At 34.6% G+C, this 16,257-nt stretch carries 15 protein-coding genes; 9 read left to right on the top strand and 6 right to left on the bottom strand.

The window, feature by feature from the left end:
• Positions 1-31 precede the first annotated feature (31 nt).
• The 4 genes from NZ698_RS17585 (at position 32) to NZ698_RS17570 (ending at position 3,261) form a co-directional block, all read left to right on the top strand.
• Complete coding sequence (locus NZ698_RS17585) at positions 32-496, top strand: hypothetical protein (protein ID WP_263004553.1); 465 nt, start codon at positions 32-34, stop codon at positions 494-496.
• Positions 497-543: 47 nt separating this feature from the next.
• Positions 544-1,791: a fumarylacetoacetase gene (gene fahA, locus NZ698_RS17580; protein WP_263004552.1), complete on the top strand. Its 1,248-nt coding sequence runs from the start codon at positions 544-546 to the stop codon at positions 1,789-1,791.
• Positions 1,792-1,902: 111 nt separating this feature from the next.
• Positions 1,903-2,310 carry a GxxExxY protein gene (locus tag NZ698_RS17575; RefSeq protein ID WP_263004551.1) on the top strand — a complete coding sequence of 136 codons (408 nt, stop codon included), beginning with the start codon at positions 1,903-1,905 and terminating at the stop codon, positions 2,308-2,310.
• Between the two features lie 129 nt (positions 2,311-2,439).
• Complete coding sequence (locus NZ698_RS17570) at positions 2,440-3,261, top strand: flavin reductase family protein (RefSeq protein WP_263004550.1); 822 nt, start codon at positions 2,440-2,442, stop codon at positions 3,259-3,261.
• A 60-nt stretch (positions 3,262-3,321) separates the two neighbouring features.
• Here the strand turns inward: NZ698_RS17570 and NZ698_RS17565 are convergent, their stop codons facing one another.
• Positions 3,322-3,534: a hypothetical protein gene (locus NZ698_RS17565; RefSeq protein ID WP_263004549.1), complete on the bottom strand. Its 213-nt coding sequence runs from the start codon at positions 3,532-3,534 to the stop codon at positions 3,322-3,324.
• 115 nt (positions 3,535-3,649) lie between these two features.
• Positions 3,650-4,498, bottom strand: coding sequence for an alpha/beta hydrolase family protein (locus NZ698_RS17560; RefSeq protein ID WP_263004548.1), 849 nt, complete (start codon positions 4,496-4,498; stop codon positions 3,650-3,652).
• Positions 4,499-4,725: 227 nt separating this feature from the next.
• Between NZ698_RS17560 and NZ698_RS17555 the strand changes: the two genes are divergently transcribed.
• The 4 genes from NZ698_RS17555 to NZ698_RS17540 all read left to right on the top strand — a co-directional run bounded on the left by NZ698_RS17555 (position 4,726) and on the right by NZ698_RS17540 (position 8,964).
• Complete coding sequence (locus NZ698_RS17555) at positions 4,726-5,499, top strand: HipA family kinase (RefSeq protein ID WP_263004547.1); 774 nt, start codon at positions 4,726-4,728, stop codon at positions 5,497-5,499.
• On the top strand, positions 5,486-5,869 hold the full coding sequence (locus NZ698_RS17550; RefSeq protein WP_263004546.1) for a DUF3037 domain-containing protein: 384 nt from the start codon (positions 5,486-5,488) through the stop codon (positions 5,867-5,869). Before NZ698_RS17555 ends, NZ698_RS17550 begins: the two co-directional genes overlap by 14 nt.
• A 22-nt stretch (positions 5,870-5,891) precedes the next feature.
• Positions 5,892-6,890 carry an alpha/beta hydrolase gene (locus NZ698_RS17545; RefSeq protein WP_263004545.1) on the top strand — a complete coding sequence of 333 codons (999 nt, stop codon included), beginning with the start codon at positions 5,892-5,894 and terminating at the stop codon, positions 6,888-6,890.
• 232 nt (positions 6,891-7,122) lie between these two features.
• On the top strand, positions 7,123-8,964 hold the full coding sequence (locus NZ698_RS17540; protein WP_263004544.1) for a carbon starvation CstA family protein: 1,842 nt from the start codon (positions 7,123-7,125) through the stop codon (positions 8,962-8,964).
• A gap of 79 nt (positions 8,965-9,043) precedes the next feature.
• On the opposite strand, the gene NZ698_RS17535 is transcribed toward NZ698_RS17540, so the two are convergent.
• The 4 genes from NZ698_RS17535 to NZ698_RS17520 form a co-directional block, all read right to left on the bottom strand.
• Positions 9,044-9,865, bottom strand: coding sequence for an alpha/beta hydrolase (locus NZ698_RS17535; RefSeq protein WP_263004543.1), 822 nt, complete (start codon positions 9,863-9,865; stop codon positions 9,044-9,046).
• Between the two features lie 90 nt (positions 9,866-9,955).
• The gene (locus NZ698_RS17530; RefSeq protein WP_263004542.1) at positions 9,956-12,286 is read right to left on the bottom strand and encodes an ATP-dependent helicase; all 2,331 of its coding nucleotides are present in this window, start codon (positions 12,284-12,286) and stop codon (positions 9,956-9,958) included.
• A 165-nt stretch (positions 12,287-12,451) separates the two neighbouring features.
• Positions 12,452-12,820: a response regulator transcription factor gene (locus NZ698_RS17525; protein ID WP_229983845.1), complete on the bottom strand. Its 369-nt coding sequence runs from the start codon at positions 12,818-12,820 to the stop codon at positions 12,452-12,454.
• Positions 12,813-14,681 carry a PAS domain-containing sensor histidine kinase gene (locus NZ698_RS17520; protein WP_263004541.1) on the bottom strand — a complete coding sequence of 623 codons (1,869 nt, stop codon included), beginning with the start codon at positions 14,679-14,681 and terminating at the stop codon, positions 12,813-12,815. The genes NZ698_RS17525 and NZ698_RS17520 overlap by 8 nt, the downstream gene beginning before the upstream one ends.
• Before the next feature lie 159 nt (positions 14,682-14,840).
• Here NZ698_RS17520 and NZ698_RS17515 point away from each other — a divergent pair, with 159 nt between their 5' ends.
• A complete protein-coding gene (locus NZ698_RS17515) occupies positions 14,841-16,154 on the top strand; it encodes a M16 family metallopeptidase (protein ID WP_263004540.1) in 1,314 nt (437 codons plus the stop codon).
• The last annotated feature ends 103 nt before the right edge of the window (positions 16,155-16,257 follow it).

Here is a 16,257-nt window from a genome sequence, read left to right as displayed (position 1 = left end):
CTTGACAAAACTTTTTTATAAACACAAGCTTATGAGAAAATTATTCATCTTAGCATTATTTTTTGCCGGATTTGCCTTAAAAGCGCAAAACTACGGAACAATCAATGAAATTCTTAATCGTCTTGAGGAGAAACTGGGAGTCAATCAGCATCTTGAAAATGTAAGCGTTGACAATAAAAAATTTGTACTTATCAAAGATTTTGAGGACCATACGGAAAGAAGTTTTATCGTCATCAAGGGAAAAGATGCCACTTATGTAGAAATGTTTGATGACAAAAAGACTGGACAAAGTACATCGAATGTTTTTTCTGGAGATATCATTAGAAAAAACAACATCATTTCTTTGCGAGCAGATAAATTAGAGAATAAAAAAATCCCGATTCCTGTTGCTAAAACACTTCTTTTGACCAGACAAAAAGAAATTTTATATCTCATCGACATCAATTCCAGAGATCGCTGGATTGATGAAGAATCTTACACTAAAAAATCAAAATAATTACTTTTAAAAGGTTTATTTTTAAATCTAAATCAAACTATCACATTATGAAATCATTTGTAGAATATAACTCAAATTCAGACTTTTCAATCCACAACATTCCTTTTGGAGTTGCTGTTTTTAACAAAGAATTTATCGCCTGTTGTACAAGAATCGGCGATCAGGTTGTAGATCTTGCGCTTTTGTACGACTTGTCATATTTTGAAGAAATCGCAGGTTTAGACGACAATGTTTTCGAAGCATATACTTTAAATGAATTCATCGAATTAGGAAAACCTGTTACCAATGCAGTTCGTCTTAGAATTCAGGAATTATTACAGGAAGGTTCTATTTTATGTAAAGATGAAAAAACTATTGAGGATGCGTTTTACGATTTGGATCTGGTTAAAATGATCATGCCCGTTCACATTCCAAATTACACAGATTTTTATAGCAGTATTGAGCATGCAACCAACGTAGGTAAAATGTTCAGAGATCCCGCAAATGCATTATTGCCAAACTGGAAACATTTGCCGGTTGGATATCACGGTAGAGCTTCTTCCATTGTAGTTTCAGGAACAGATATCAATCGTCCGAAAGGTCAAACAAAACCTGCAGATGTGGAAAAACCGATTTTCGGACCTAGCAAACAACTGGATTTTGAATTGGAAATGGCTTTCATTATCAATCAGAATACGGAAATGGGAGAAAGCATATCAACAAAAGATGCTGAAAATGCGATTTTCGGAATGGTGGTTTTCAACGATTGGTCTGCAAGAGATATTCAGTCTTGGGAATATGTTCCGCTTGGACCATTTTTAGCTAAAAATTTCGGTTCGTCAATTTCTCCTTGGGTTGTTACTCTCGAAGCTTTAGAACCTTTTAAAACTACTTCTCCAACGCAAGATCCTGAAGTTTTAGATTACTTAAAATTTGAAGGAGATAAAAATTACGACATCAATCTTCAAGTTTACATACAACCTGAAAACGGTGAAGAAAACTTAATTTCTGAAAGCAACTACAAACATATGTACTGGAATATGACTCAGCAACTAGCTCACCACACAGTAAATGGCTGCAACCTTGAAGTTGGAGACATGTATGCAAGCGGAACCATTTCAGGAAGCGATCCAAAATCTTTTGGTTCTATGCTTGAACTGACATGGAGAGGTCAAAACCCTATTACTTTAAACGACGGACAGGAAAGAAAATTCATTGAAGATAACGATACTGTTACCATGAAAGCCTGGGCTGAAAAAGATGGGATAAGAGTTGGCTTCGGAGAGGTTTCCGGTAAAATTGTTCCTGCTAAGTAAATTTTCAACCACAAAAGTCACAAAAGTTTTTTTTAAATTCTTAAAGTTTAAAGGTTTTAGTAATTAAAGTTCAAAAAAGCGGTATCCAAAATTGTAATAGTAATAAACTAAATGATCACTCAATCCTATTTAACAGATTTGACCTATAAAATAAATGGTGCATGCATTGAAGTCCATAGAATTATGGGTGCTGGTTTGCTGGAAAGTGCTTATCATAAGTGTCTAAAAGAGGAATTCAAACTTAGAAATATTAATTTCAAATCTGAATTACGGGTACCAGTCTTCTACAAAGAAAAAGAAATCAATTGCGACTTCCTTTGTGATTTCCTGATTGAAGACCAAATTGTGCTCGAAATAAAATCTGTCTCTTCATTGAATGAAATCCATAGAGCTCAGGTTTTAAATTATATTAATCTACTACAAAAACCCAAAGGTATCTTAGTCAATTTTAATGTAAAGAATCTATATCATCAAGGCCAGGAAACATTTGTCAACAAATACTATGAAATGCTGTTATGATTTGTGATGTAAAAGAAATCAATTCCAAATTAGCACATCATACAAAAAAGTTTAAACTTTTTTGAGCTTTAAAAATTATCAATTACAACTCTTAAAACTTTTGTGACTTTTGTGGTAAAATTAAAAATTATGAAAACAGTAATTCCATCAGAAATAACTCCCGTTCAACTGCAAACCATCATGCAAACAGCCGTTTCACCACGACCGATTGCATTAGCGTCTACAATTGACAAAGACGGAAAAAGTAATTTATCACCGTTCAGCTTCTTTAATATGTTCAGTACCGTTCCTCCGATTTTGATTTTTTCACCATCGAGAAGAGTTCGCGACAATACAACAAAACACACTTTAGAGAACGTTTTGGAAGTTCCGGAAGTTGCCATTGGAACGGTAAATTTTCCGATTGTACAGCAGATTTCTTTGGCTTCAACTGAATATGGAGATGATGTAAATGAATTTATCAAATCCGGATTGACGATGAAAGATGCTGATATGATTAAGCCTAAATTAATCGAAGAATGTCCCGTTAATTTTGAATGCAAAGTTTTAGAAATAAAATCTTTAGGAGATCAGGGCGGAGCTGGAAATTTAGTGATTTGTGAGATTAAAAAAATTCACATCAGAGAAGAATATCTGAATGAAGAAGGAAATTTAGATCAGGCAAAATTGGATATGGTTGCACGTCTTGGCGGAAACTGGTATTCGAGAAACAACGAGAATAATCTTTTTGAAGTTCCAAAACCTTTGGTTACAAAAGGAATTGGTTTTGATCTTCTTCCTGATGCTATAAAATACAGCAAAGTCTTCACAGGAAATGATTTGGGAATGTTGGCAAATGTGGAAGTTTTACCTTCAGAAAATTGTCATGAGGATGAGAATATTCACCAAAGCGCCCAAAAACTATTGTTGGAAAGTAAGATTGATGAAGCCTGGAAAATTTTAAGTAGATAATTTTAAGATATTAAAAGGAGTGAATATTTTCACTCCTTTTTTACTTTTTAATAAAACATTTTAGTAACAGCACTGCCAACGACCATTAGCATTCTGACTTTCTGTTCCAAAATTAGGTGCAGCGCACGGAGGTACGATACATCTGCCTGATCCATCGCTCAAATAATTACTATAACAGCCACTTGCACATATTAAAACTTTATCTCCACCTGAAATGTTTTTTTGTGCTTCTCTGCTTAATTTTTGAGCATTTTTTAAGTTTAATTTCTTCATAATAAATTTGTTTTGGTATTTGTTTATCGTATTGACTAAATTATTAAAAATAATTGAAACTCAAGTCAGATTACAAATATTTTTCCCGAATGATTGAAAAATAAAATATTTTAATTTATTCATTCACAATTTTATCATTAATAAACTCAATACATTTTTCAACGACTGTATTCAAATCTTCCGGCAAAGTTCCTTCTGTCCATGGTTCTTTTGCACCGAAAACGTGATTTCCGTTTTCGATTAAAAATAACTCTGAATTGGGATGTAAAATATGAAGATGTTCAGCATTTTTCATACTCACACCTTCATCATCTGTTCCATGAATAATCAGAACGTGAGCTTTTGCCATTTCCATGGAACGCTCAACATCAAAACGATGTTCATTATCTTTAAAATCTTGATAAAACTGATAATAATGTGGCATTTGCTGTTTTGTTCTGGCATTTTCAACATAATAAACACCTTTATTTTTCCAATTTTCGAGGCCTTCATCTTTCGGAAATCTTTCTAAAGTATCTACACTTGCTAAAGTAATCAGAGCATTGATTCTTTCATCTTCACAGGTTTTAACGATAGAAATTCCTCCTCCTCTACTATGACCGATCAAAATGATTTTCTGGTCATCAACTTTCGTGTTTTTAGTAAAATGATTTATGACAAAATCAAGATCAGAAAGTTCTTTAGAATAATTATTATTTCCAAAAGCCTCCAAATCATCAAATTCAGTGGGACTTATAATTGTAGTTCCATTATGCGAAAAATTAAACTTAACAAAGAAAAAACCTGCTTCTGCAAATTTTTCTGCCATTAAATTCCATGCGCCCCAATCTTTGTAACCTTTATAGCCGTGAACGAAAATCACTAAAGGTAATTTGCTATCTATTTCAGGATAAAATGCATCGGCAAGAAAATCTTTTGTGTCAGGATTTGAGAGTTGTATGTTGAGGTTTTTTGTGATATCCATATTTTTTATTTTTAGGTTAATTATTAAATTCACAGCATGTTTGTCTTTCCGGAGGAGTCTAAATCATATTTTAAAAAAGCATTGTAGAGATCCCTCCGGAATGGCAAACTTCATAGATAAAGATATTCTAAAAAAGACCTCGTGCTTTATAATTAACCCATTTTGATTTTTCACCTAAAAATATTAAAAATACGGCTAAACACAAAGTAAAATCTTATTTTTGCGTAATGTTGGATTTACGAACAGTCACAGTAATACGCTATATCCTTCCATTACGGGAAGGCGGTTCATTGCCTGCTTTGGCGGAAGCTAATGATGATTTTAAGTATGTTTTGAAATTTCGTGGTGCAGGTCACGGTGTTAAAATGCTGATTTCTGAACTTTTGGGAGGGAAGATCACAGAAGCTTTAGGTTTAAAAATTCCTGAATTGGTTTTTGCCAATCTCGATGTCGATTTTGGAAGAACCGAAGCAGATGAAGAAATTCAGGATCTGCTTAAGTTTTCTGAGGGTTTAAATCTGGGTTTGCATTATTTATCAGAAGCTATCGCATTTGATTCAAGCATAAAAGTAGATCCGCTTTTGGCTTCAAAAATTGTCTGGCTTGATGCTTTTATCACCAATATCGACCGTACTTTTAAAAACACCAATCTTTTGATGTGGCATAAAGAATTGTGGATCATTGACAATGGCGCATCATTTTACTTCCATCATTCGTGGCAGAATTTTGATACTGCAGCAAAAACACCTTTTAAATATGTAAAAGATCACGTTTTACTTCCACAGGCAAAGATGTTGGATGAAGCTGATCAATTTGCTCATGAAGTTTTAAATGAAAATATTTTCAAGGAAATTGTCAATTTGATTCCTGAAGACTGGCTGCATTGGAATGATGCCGATGAAAGTCCTGAAGAAATAAGAGAAGTGTATTTTCAGTTTTTGAAAACACGATTAGAAAATTCCCAAATCTTTGTAAACGAAGCCAAAAATGCAAGAGGATAAAATATACGAATACGCCGTAATACGCTTGGTTCCGAAGGTTGAAAGAGAAGAGTTTTTCAATATCGGATTGGTGATGTTTTCTAAGAAGGAAAAATTCATCAAGGTAGACTATTACCTTTGTCCTGATAAATTCAAGTTCATGCGAAGTAAACTTGATTACGATGACATTATCCAAAATCTGGAAAGTTTTCAAAAAATTGCAACCGGTGCAAAAGATGGCGGACCGATTGCACAATTGGAAATTCCTGACCGTTTTCGTTGGTTGACTGCTGTAAGAAGTGCTGTTGTACAGACTTCAAGACCTCATCCCGGAAAATCTAGAGATCTGGAAAAGACTTTTGGTAAACTTTTTGAGGAGTTAGTAAAATAACACACCTCACTAAATTTACTTTATGAATTTATCATCAACACATACGAATATCTACAGGTTTTTTCTAAACCTGTTTTTTATTTTCTTTTTTACAGCAACTACATTTGCGCAAACTGCTAAAAGCAATCTTCTTCAGGAAAAAACTTCTGTTACAGAAAATATCAAATATAAAAAAGACGGTACAGGTAAAGATCTTCTTTTGGACATTTATAAACCAAAAAATTCTACTGACAAAAAAGTACCGGTTGTCATTTTTTTGCATGGCGGAGCTTGGGCTCTCGGCGATAAAGTAATTGCTCCGGATAACTATATAGAACAGACCATTCTAAAACTTACCGAAAAAAACTTTGCAGTTTTAAGCGTCAATTATCGTTTGGTAAGTGAAGATGTGCATTTTCCCGGGCCGATTGAAGATTCAAAAGATGCAGTAAGATGGGTGAGAAAAAATGCTGAAAAATATGGTTTTGATTCAGAAAATATTGGATTTTGGGGAGTTTCTGCAGGTGCACATCTTTCATTGCTTTCTGCTTATACTCCCGATAATGAATTCGTAGGAGATCAGGAACTTTCGAAATATTCCGGGAAGGTAAATTATGTAGTCGATAATTTCGGTCCGACAGATATTAATAGGCTACTTCATACGAGAGCGCCAAAACCTTTACTGTTTATTGTAGGTTTAATCTCAAAAAAAATTATTGATATCAGAACAAAAATCGCAAAAGGAATGACTGGTTACGATATTAAAACCGACAGAAAGAAAGTTATAGAATTCTGTAAAACAATTTCTCCTTTAAATTATACTCAAGATACCGTTCCTACTTTAATTTTACACGGAAACAAAGATAAAGTTGCACCAATCAGACATTCTAAAAGATTGGTAAAAATACTGGAAAAAGCAAATACTGAAAATTCATTAATCGTTGTGGATAAAGGTGATCACGGTTTTAAAACTACTGAAAAAACGTATCAAAATGAATTAAATGATCAAATGGTGAACTTCATCATTTCACATACTAAATAGATTTTAAAAAACCTTAGAATCAACATTATAGTTTCATAAAGAAGCACAAAAATAAGTATTTAACTTTCAATCCATTAAGTAAAATATAACATTCCAAAACAACAACTTTGCTAAATTGATATACATATTATAAAAGTTTATATCTAAAATAAGTATCTTGGTCAAATCTTAAATTATTATCAAAGAATAACTTTAAAAGATCAATTATTTATTCATATAAAATAAAAATAATATGGAATTTCTAAATGGAATTAACGCATTGACATTAGTATTCACTTCACTACTAATATTTGCAATCGCTTACAGGTTTTACGGAATTTTTCTTGCGAATAAAGTTCTTCGTCTGAACGACAAAAACACAACTCCAGCTTTGGAGTTTGCAGACGGAAAAGATTACGTTCCAACTAATAAAAATGTACTTTTTGGACATCACTTTGCGGCAATTGCTGCAGCAGGACCATTAGTCGGTCCAGTTTTGGCAGCACAATTCGGTTATCTTCCCGGCGCAATCTGGATTTTAATTGGCTGTGTTTTGGGAGGTGGAGTTCATGATATGGTGGTGCTTTTTGCATCAGTAAGACACAAAGGGCAAAGTTTAGCCACAATCGCATCTAAAGAAATCGGAAAAACCACGGGAACAGTTGCGGGTTTTGCTATTTTATTTATTCTGATCTTAACTCTTGCCGGACTTTCACTCGCCTGTATCAATGCAATGCATGAAGCATCTTGGTCTCTGTTTACTGTTGTGATTACAATGCCGATTGCCATTATCATGGGATTGATCATGCGTTACAGAAAAAATTCGGTGACGTTTGCGAGTATTCTCGGAGGTGTTCTTTTGATTGCAGGAATTATCGGCGGACACAACCTTATGCAGAACGAAACGATGAATAATATGTTCTCATGGGATCTTACCACGATTTCAATTGCCATTCCTTTATATGGGTTTTTGGCCTCTGTTCTGCCGGTTTGGCTGCTTTTGGTTCCAAGAGATTATTTGTCAACTTATCTTAAAATAGGAACGATTATCATGTTGGCAATTGGTGTGATATTTATTCACCCGACTGTTCAAATGCCTGCTTTGACGGAGTTTATTAATGGTGGTGGTCCGGTAATTGGCGGTCCTGTTTTACCATTTATCTTTATTGTGATTGCTTGTGGGGCGATTTCTGGTTTTCATGCAGTGATTGCGACTGGAACAACACCAAAAATGCTGAATAAAGAAAGAGAAATTCTTTTCGTAGGATACGGCGCAATGCTTGTTGAAGGTTTTGTTGCTTTGATGGCTTTGATTGCAGCGTGTACATTAATGCCGGGAGATTATTTTGCAATCAACACACCGAAAGATACTTATGATGCGTTTTTAGCCGCTCATCCTTCACTTCACGGAGTTGACATTAATTATTACTCAGAAAAAATAGGAATCGATCTTCACGGAAGAACCGGCGGTGCCGTTTCATTGGCTGTAGGAATGGCTCATATTTTCAACAAAATCCCTTATATGGATCAGTTGACGGCTTATTGGTACAACTTCGCAATTATGTTTGAGGCTGTATTTATTCTGACTGCGATTGATGCAGGAACTAGAGTGGGAAGATTTTTCCTACAGGAAATGCTTGGTTCGGTGATTCCGAAATTCAATGATAAAAACTGGATTCCGGGAATTATTATCAGCAGTTTGCTTTTCACTTTTGCTTGGGGATATTTAGTTTTCACAGGAAATGTGAGCAGCATTTGGCCACTATTTGGAATCAGTAATCAATTACTCGCAGCTTGTGGTTTAATTGTATGTACCACGATGCTCATTCGTCTTAACCGTGGAAAATATGCGCTTTGTTCGGCGATTCCGGGAGTTTTCATGGCGATTATTACTTTTTGGGCAGGTTATATTCAGGTTACAGATATTTATATTCCAAAAGGACAATATTTGCTGGCAAGTTTGGCTGTTGTAGCAATGGTTTTAATGTTGATTGTATTTGTAGGAGCTTTTAGAAAATGGTATCAATTGTTGCAGGTCAAAACTTCACACACCGATTTTTATGGTGAAACGGTAAAAGAATTAGTAGAAAGATAATTTAATTAAAATGATATAGAAACAGACGCAAAAAATTTTGCGTCTGTTTTATTTTTTAGCTTATTTAAATTTTAAAAATTCAATTTTTCTTAAGTTTCTCAACCCTTTTAATCTCATTTAAAAGCAATGGAAAAGCAGGATGCGCCATTCCGCCGTGATCGAAGCCATCGAGTTCGTATAATGTAGTTTCTTTATGACCTTTCAGCTTCATCATTCTCCACATATAAGCATTTTCTTCATATCTTCCGAGCAATTCCTTCTCTCTATCACCCGTAATTAGAAGCAAAGGCGGTGCATCGGCACGAATAAAGTGAAGTGGTGCCATTTCGTCAATTCTTGCATCCAATTCATCAATCCCTTTTTCTTTTCTTGTGGTGAAATGCGAAATCATTTGTCCGCTAAATGGAATTATTCCGGCTAATTTATTGGCGTCAATTTTAAATTTGTTTAAATAAGATTTATCCAAACCAACCATAATTGCAAGATATCCTCCCGCAGAATGTCCGGTAATAAAAATTAACTCTTCACTTCCGCCATATTTTTTGATATTATTAAAAACCCATGCTGTTGCAGCTGCAGCATCTTCAATATATTTCGGAGCTTTTACTTTTGGTGACAATCTATAGTTTACGCCAATCACAGCAACTCCTTTATTTTTTAATTCTTCAGGAATATCTTTTTGTCCACCAGTCAATCCACCACCATGAAACCAAATAACAGTCGGGAAATTCTTTACATTTTTTGGAACATAAATATCCAAAACACATCTTTCATTGATGTAAACATCAGATTGATTGGTTTTTTCGTCGTAGTAATGAATGTTGGAAGTTGTTTGATATTCCTGAGAAAAAAGCAAATTTGAACTTATTGTGATGAAGAGACATATGAGAAGTTTTTTCATTTTAATTTTTTTGGATTTTAAAGATATGAATTTATAAAAAAAACAGACCTTCTAAGAAAGTCTGTTTAATAATTTATAAAAATTTCGTTTTTAAATCTTCGTCAGTTTCGCATACTTCAAAATCAAATTCTTCTCTCCTTCATGCAAGAAAACTACTTTCGCTTTGATATTCTGCGGATCGGTTCCATCTAAGAATTTTACTTCACCAATTCCGAAACGGTCGTGTCTCACTTTATCTCCTACTTCAATATCCTGCGAAGAAGCACCACTTGGATTAATAATTTTCGCAGTACTTACAGGTTTCAGTTTTCTAGGTTCAGCAATAGGTTTATCGCTTTCAGCTTTAGATATTGTTTTCTTTTCGATCTTTTTAAAGCCTTTCAATTCAGACGGATGCTCATCAAAAATATTGGAAGTGATACCCGAATTATTAATAAATCTCTTCTCAATCGCCGGATTTAAAAACTCAATATATTGTTCATCAACTTCACTCAAAAATCTTGATGGTTCTGCATCGGTAATTTTTCCCCATTGAAAACGGGAAACTGCATAAGAGAAAAATGCCTGCTTTTCAGCTCTTGTTAAAGCAACATAGAACAAACGTCTTTCTTCTTCCAAATCTTCTCGGGTTGCCGAACTCATAAAACTAGGAAAAAGGTTTTCCTCCAAACCAACCAAATGAACGACAGGAAACTCCAAACCTTTTGAAAGGTGAATCGTCATTAGAGAAACCATATCTTCATTATCATCCTTTCTCTGAGTATCGGCAGAAAGTGCGATGTTTTCAAGGAAATTCGGCAAACTTGGATCTCCGTCTTCAATTTGCTGCTGTTCTTCGATAAAACCCTGCATTGAGTTCATCAATTCCTGAACGTTTTCTACACGGGAAATTCCTTCAGGAGTCTGATCGTCCTTCAAAAATTTAATTAAACCACTCCGTTTTGCAACTTCCATTGCAACGCTGTAAGCCGTTTCTGTTTTAAGCAAAACCTGAAACGCTTTGATCATTGACCAAAAGTCGCTCAGCTTGGTTAAAACTCCATTGTTGAATTTTAATTGTGGAGCATACATTCCCAAATTGTCTAAAACTTTTGACACCGGAATATTCTGCGAATCCGCAAAAACAATCAATTTATTTTGAGTCGTTTCACCAATTCCCCTTGTCGGATAATTGATAATTCTCATCAAGGCTTCAGAATCATTTTCATTGACCAAAAGACGAAGATATCCGATCAGATCTTTTACTTCTTTTCTTTGGTAGAAAGATAATCCTCCATACACTTTATATGGAATATTTTTTCTTCTCAAAGAGTCTTCAAAAGCTCTCGTCTGAGAATTGGTACGGTATAAAATTGCAAAATCACTGAATTTTTTTTGTTCTCTGTTGCTCAGTTCCCAAATATTTCCGGCTACAAAATTAGCTTCATCGGCATCAGAAAGCGAACGGTACACCTTGATTTTTTCACCTTCTTCGTTTTCACTGAATACATTCTTCTTGAATTGCTGTAAGTTTTTGGAAATCACAACATTCGCTGCATTCACAATGTTTTGCGTAGAACGGTAATTCTGTTCCAGAGAAACCGTGACTGCGTCCGGATAATCTTTTTTGAAATTTAAAATATTATAAATATTTGCACCACGGAATGAGTAAATCGACTGTGCATCGTCTCCTACCACACATATATTTTCAAATTTTGAAGCTAAAGCTTTCACAATCAAATATTGAGAGTGGTTTGTATCTTGGTACTCATCTACCAGAATATATCTGAATCTGTCCTGATATTTTGCTAAAACTTCCGGAAATCTCGTTAATAGTTCGTTCGTTTTCAATAATAAATCATCAAAATCCATCGAGCCGTTCTTATAACAGGCTTCTACATATTTTTCATAAATTTTTCCAATGAATTTCATATTGGCTTTTTCATCAGCTTCTATCAATTCAGGATTGTTGTAATATGCTTTTACAGTAATCAGATTATTTTTATAATTGGAAATTCTTGCCTGAACTTTTTTAGGTTTATATAAATCAGCATCGATATTCATGTCTTTCAACACTTTTCTGATTACATTCAGAGCATCTTGCTGATCATAAATCGTAAAGTTGGAAGGATACCCCAAATAATGCGCTTCACTTCTCAGAATTCTTGCAAAAACAGAGTGAAAAGTTCCCATCCAAAGACTTCTCGCATTGCTTTGTCCCACAACTTTTGCAATACGTTCCTTCATTTCCTTTGCCGCTTTGTTGGTAAACGTCAAAGCCAGAATATTAAACGGATCAACCCCATTGGTAATCAGATGCGCAATACGCATTGTGAGTACACGCGTTTTTCCGGAACCGGCTCCAGCAAGAACCATCAATGGTCCTTGTAAAGTGGTAACGGCTTCATATTGTGATTCGTTGAGTCCTTTCAGATAATCCATACAGCAAAAAAATTTGGGAACACAAAATTAGTGTATTATAAGGAGAATTCAAATTATGAATTGAAATGTTCAGATTTAGAATTTCAGAACAATTTAGTGGAAAATTTAGACAAAAAAAATCAGCAAAAACTTCTGCTGATTGATTGTTTATTTTAAAAATATCTTTTATTTAGCATAAGTTTTCAGTCTGTCTACCATATCACCTAAGTCGAAAGGTTTTGCAATAAAAGCATCTGCTCCCGCATCCAAAGCTGATTGCTCTAAACCTCGGCTTGCAGACATAATCAAAACAGGAATATCTTTTAAATTCTCATCAGCTTTGATTTCTTTACAGATATCTCTTCCATCTTCACCGGAAAGCCACATATCCATTAAAATCACGTTGGGTTTTGAGTCTGCATTCAAAGTCTTCAGCATATCTGAACCTTTATAAAACTTTTCAATCTCAAATCCTTCAAAATCAAGCATCATTTCTATCGAGTCAACGATTGCAGGACTGTCATCTACCACTAAAACTTTTGTCGCGTTAGGCATTTTGTTGTACGTTTTTACTTTTGGGGATTTCGAAGCAAAAATCAGACCCTTTTTCTTCATTTGATGACACATAAATCCGTCCTCCTGTACGTTTGATGATTTCAGAAGATATATAAAGTCCTAAACCAAGTCCCGAAATTGTATGCTCTTTCGAACCGCTTACTCTGTAATATTGCTCAAAAATCTTGTTCTGTTTATCTTTAGGAATACCAATTCCAAAATCCTTGACACAAAATTTAACGTTATTACCTATCAATTGAGTCGAAACGATCACTTCATCTGCATCGGGAGAATATTTTACGGCATTACTTATCAAATTGCTCATCACCTGCGAAATACGGTGTCTGTCTGCAAACACCTTCCCTACTTCTGTGGGACGAAGGATAATTCTATGTCTAGCTGTCATTTGCTGTTCTGCAACAATCTCTTCGGCAAGTTGATCAAAATCAAATTCAGATTCATTAAGCTGAATTTTTCCGTTTTGAATTTTTGTCACATCAAGAAGATCGCTGATCAGATTTGTCAATAAATCTATCTGATCATCCATCTTTCTTGCAACCTTTGCGTTTTTAAGATCACTCTGTCTTACAAGATTTTTCTCTATAAATTGAGTGTAAATTTTTAAACTTGTCAAAGGAGTTTTCAATTCGTGACTTGCAATTCCGAGGAAGTTATCTTTTTGGGTCTGCAGTTGTTTGAAATCATCAATATCAGTAAAAGTTCCAATCCATTGTTTAATGTTTCCGTCTCCATCAAACGTAGGAACAGCTCTTCCTAGAAACCATCTGTAAACATCAGGATTTTTTGGATCTAAAAATTGATATTCCATTTCAAAAGGATTCCCTGTTCTTAAGCTTTCTTCCCAAACAACCAGAACTTTCTCATAAACTTTGGGGTGAATAACTCTTCTGACACCTTCTGAAGGATCTTCTTCCCTGTCAAAACCAGTATATCTGTACCAACTGTCATTCATGTAAGTCAATTTCCCTTTGCGATTACACGTCCAGACAAATTGCGGCATTGAATCAGCCAGATCTCTGAATTTTTCTTCTCTCTGCTGAATTTCTTTTCTTGCTTTGACTAAATCCGTAACATTAACCGCCATGTTATGTATGGCATAAACTTCACCGGACTGATTCTTTAAGGGTTTGTATGAAAAGTTGAAATAATAGGTCTGCAAAATTCCATCCACGATGAGATCTACTTTATCTTCTGTTGCTGTGTAAGTTTTTCCTGTCTTAAATATATCCTTTAAAATTCCGACAAAAGGCTGTCCTTCGAGTTCAGGTAAAGCATCTTCAAGTTTTTTTCCTATTACTGAAGAATCTTTTCCCCAGGTTTTGAGCATCAGATCATTCGCAAGTTCTATATGAAGATCTTCCGAACGATAAATTGCTGTAGAATAATCTGAATTTTTTATTAAATCTTCAAACTTGTACTCGCTCTCAATCAGTTTCCTTTCAGAAATCACCTGATCAGTAACTTCAGTTGCCACAACACTTACACCGATGATTTTACGCTCATCATTATAAACAGGAGAATAAATAAAATCAAAAAAATGCTCTTCTAAATTGCCAAATTTCTCTAAAAAAATGGGAAGCTTATTTCCTTTGAAAATTTCTCCTTTGTAATATACATTATCAAAAATTTCTACGAAACCCTGAGATTTGATTTCGGGAAGAACCTGAAATAAAGGTTTGCCAACCACTGAAGAATCTCGTCCCCACAATTCTAATATCTGAGAGTTGGCACTTTCAATAATGAGATCATCACCAATCAACAAACACATTGCAACCGGAGCCTGGCTAAAGAGTGTAATCAATGATTCCGGCGACACATTCTGTTTTAAAAAACTTTTCATGCGGGAGAGCTTTTATGAGCTTCAAAATTAATTTTTTACTGCTGAAATTTATATGATTGTAGTCAAATCACAATTCAACTTTTAAAACTACAAAATTTTAATAAAAATTTGTAACAATTCATGTATTTTTGGCACTCATTGACAAAACAATTTCTATTTATGAAAAAACGACTTCTTAGTGCTGCGGCAGCTGCTTTTTTTGGAGTAATGCTGAATGCACAACAAATCAAATTCGAAGAGTATGATTTACCAAACGGTTTACACGTAATTCTTCATCAGGATAATTCTGCACCGGTAGTTACAACAGGGGTAATGTATCACGTCGGAGCAAAAGACGAGGTTATTGGAAGAACTGGTTTCGCTCACTTTTTTGAGCACCTTTTATTCGAAGGAACTCCGAATATCAAAAGAGGAGAATGGTTTAAAATCGTTTCTTCAAACGGAGGACAAAACAATGCAAACACTACAAACGACAGAACGTATTATTACGAAACTTTCCCGTCAAACAACGAGCAGTTGGGGCTTTGGATGGAAGCTGAAAGACTACGTCATGCAGAAATCAACCAAATCGGTGTAGATACACAAAGAGAGGTTGTAAAAGAAGAAAAAAGATTGAGAATGGATAACCAACCTTATGGAAATCTTTTCACAACAGTACAGAAAAACCTTTTCACCAATCACCCTTACAACTGGCCTACAATCGGTTCTATGGAAGATCTGAATGGTGCAAAATTAGAAGAGTTTAAAGCTTTTTATAAAAAATATTACGTTCCGAATAACGCAACTTTGGTTGTAGCAGGAGACATCAAACCTGAACAAACCAAAAAATGGATTATGGAATACTACGGTGGAATTCCTAAAGGAACTATTTATCCTAAAAACTTCCCGAAAGACGCTCCTATCACTACTGAAAAAGAAGTAACAGCAACTGATCCGAACATTCAGCTTCCGGCTTATGTTTTCGCTTACAGAACTCCGGCTAACAAAGAAAAAGATGCTTATATTCTTGATATGCTTTCTTCTTACCTAAGCAGCGGAAAATCTTCAGTTTTATACAAAAAACTGGTTGATCAGGAGAAAAAAGCGCTTCAGGTACAAGCTTTCAACCAAGGTCTTGAAGATTACGGTATTTTCGCATTCTTTGCAATTCCGATGGGAGCTACAACGAAGCAGACTTTACAAGCAGATATCGATGCTGAAATCAAAAAACTTCAGACAACATTGATTTCTCAGGAAGATTACCAAAAACTTCAGAATCAGTTTGAGAACCAGTTTGTAAATGCTAACTCAAGCATTCAAGGAATTGCTGCATCGTTGGCAACGAACCACGTATTGATGGGAGATACCAATTTGATCAATAAAGAAATCGACATCTACAGATCGATCACTAAGCAAGATCTGCAGAATGCTGCAAAAAAGTATCTTAATCCTAACCAAAGAGTAATCATTAATTACGTTCCTGAAAAAAAATAATCACTAAATAGATTCAAGATATTAGATAAGAGACTTATTATTCGTCTTCTATCAATTATAATAAAATGATCAATTTAAATAAAGGATTATTCAAATTAAATTT

This window comes from Chryseobacterium edaphi, from assembly GCF_025628985.1.
In the GTDB taxonomy this organism is placed as follows: Bacteria; Bacteroidota; Bacteroidia; order Flavobacteriales; family Weeksellaceae; genus Chryseobacterium; species Chryseobacterium edaphi.
This window is presented reverse-complemented; position numbering and strand designations above follow the sequence as displayed.

Bases quoted from the DNA above. Each gene is read 5' to 3' on its own strand.
- NZ698_RS17565 (WP_263004549.1), bottom strand. From the start codon at position 3,534: ATGAAGAAATTAAACTTAAAAAATGCTCAAAAATTAAGCAGAGAAGCA.
- NZ698_RS17555 (WP_263004547.1), top strand. From the start codon at position 4,726: ATGTTGGATTTACGAACAGTCACAGTAATACGCTATATCCTTCCATTA.
- NZ698_RS17560 (WP_263004548.1), bottom strand. From the start codon at position 4,498: ATGGATATCACAAAAAACCTCAACATACAACTCTCAAATCCTGACACA.
- NZ698_RS17540 (WP_263004544.1), top strand. From the start codon at position 7,123: ATGGAATTTCTAAATGGAATTAACGCATTGACATTAGTATTCACTTCA.
- NZ698_RS17585 (WP_263004553.1), top strand. From the start codon at position 32: ATGAGAAAATTATTCATCTTAGCATTATTTTTTGCCGGATTTGCCTTA.
- NZ698_RS17545 (WP_263004545.1), top strand. From the start codon at position 5,892: ATGAATTTATCATCAACACATACGAATATCTACAGGTTTTTTCTAAAC.
- NZ698_RS17570 (WP_263004550.1), top strand. From the start codon at position 2,440: ATGAAAACAGTAATTCCATCAGAAATAACTCCCGTTCAACTGCAAACC.
- NZ698_RS17530 (WP_263004542.1), bottom strand. From the start codon at position 12,286: ATGGATTATCTGAAAGGACTCAACGAATCACAATATGAAGCCGTTACC.
- NZ698_RS17575 (WP_263004551.1), top strand. From the start codon at position 1,903: ATGATCACTCAATCCTATTTAACAGATTTGACCTATAAAATAAATGGT.
- NZ698_RS17515 (WP_263004540.1), top strand. From the start codon at position 14,841: ATGAAAAAACGACTTCTTAGTGCTGCGGCAGCTGCTTTTTTTGGAGTA.
- NZ698_RS17550 (WP_263004546.1), top strand. From the start codon at position 5,486: ATGCAAGAGGATAAAATATACGAATACGCCGTAATACGCTTGGTTCCG.
- NZ698_RS17525 (WP_229983845.1), bottom strand. From the start codon at position 12,820: ATGCCTAACGCGACAAAAGTTTTAGTGGTAGATGACAGTCCTGCAATC.
- NZ698_RS17520 (WP_263004541.1), bottom strand. From the start codon at position 14,681: ATGAAAAGTTTTTTAAAACAGAATGTGTCGCCGGAATCATTGATTACA.
- fahA (WP_263004552.1), top strand. From the start codon at position 544: ATGAAATCATTTGTAGAATATAACTCAAATTCAGACTTTTCAATCCAC.
- NZ698_RS17535 (WP_263004543.1), bottom strand. From the start codon at position 9,865: ATGAAAAAACTTCTCATATGTCTCTTCATCACAATAAGTTCAAATTTG.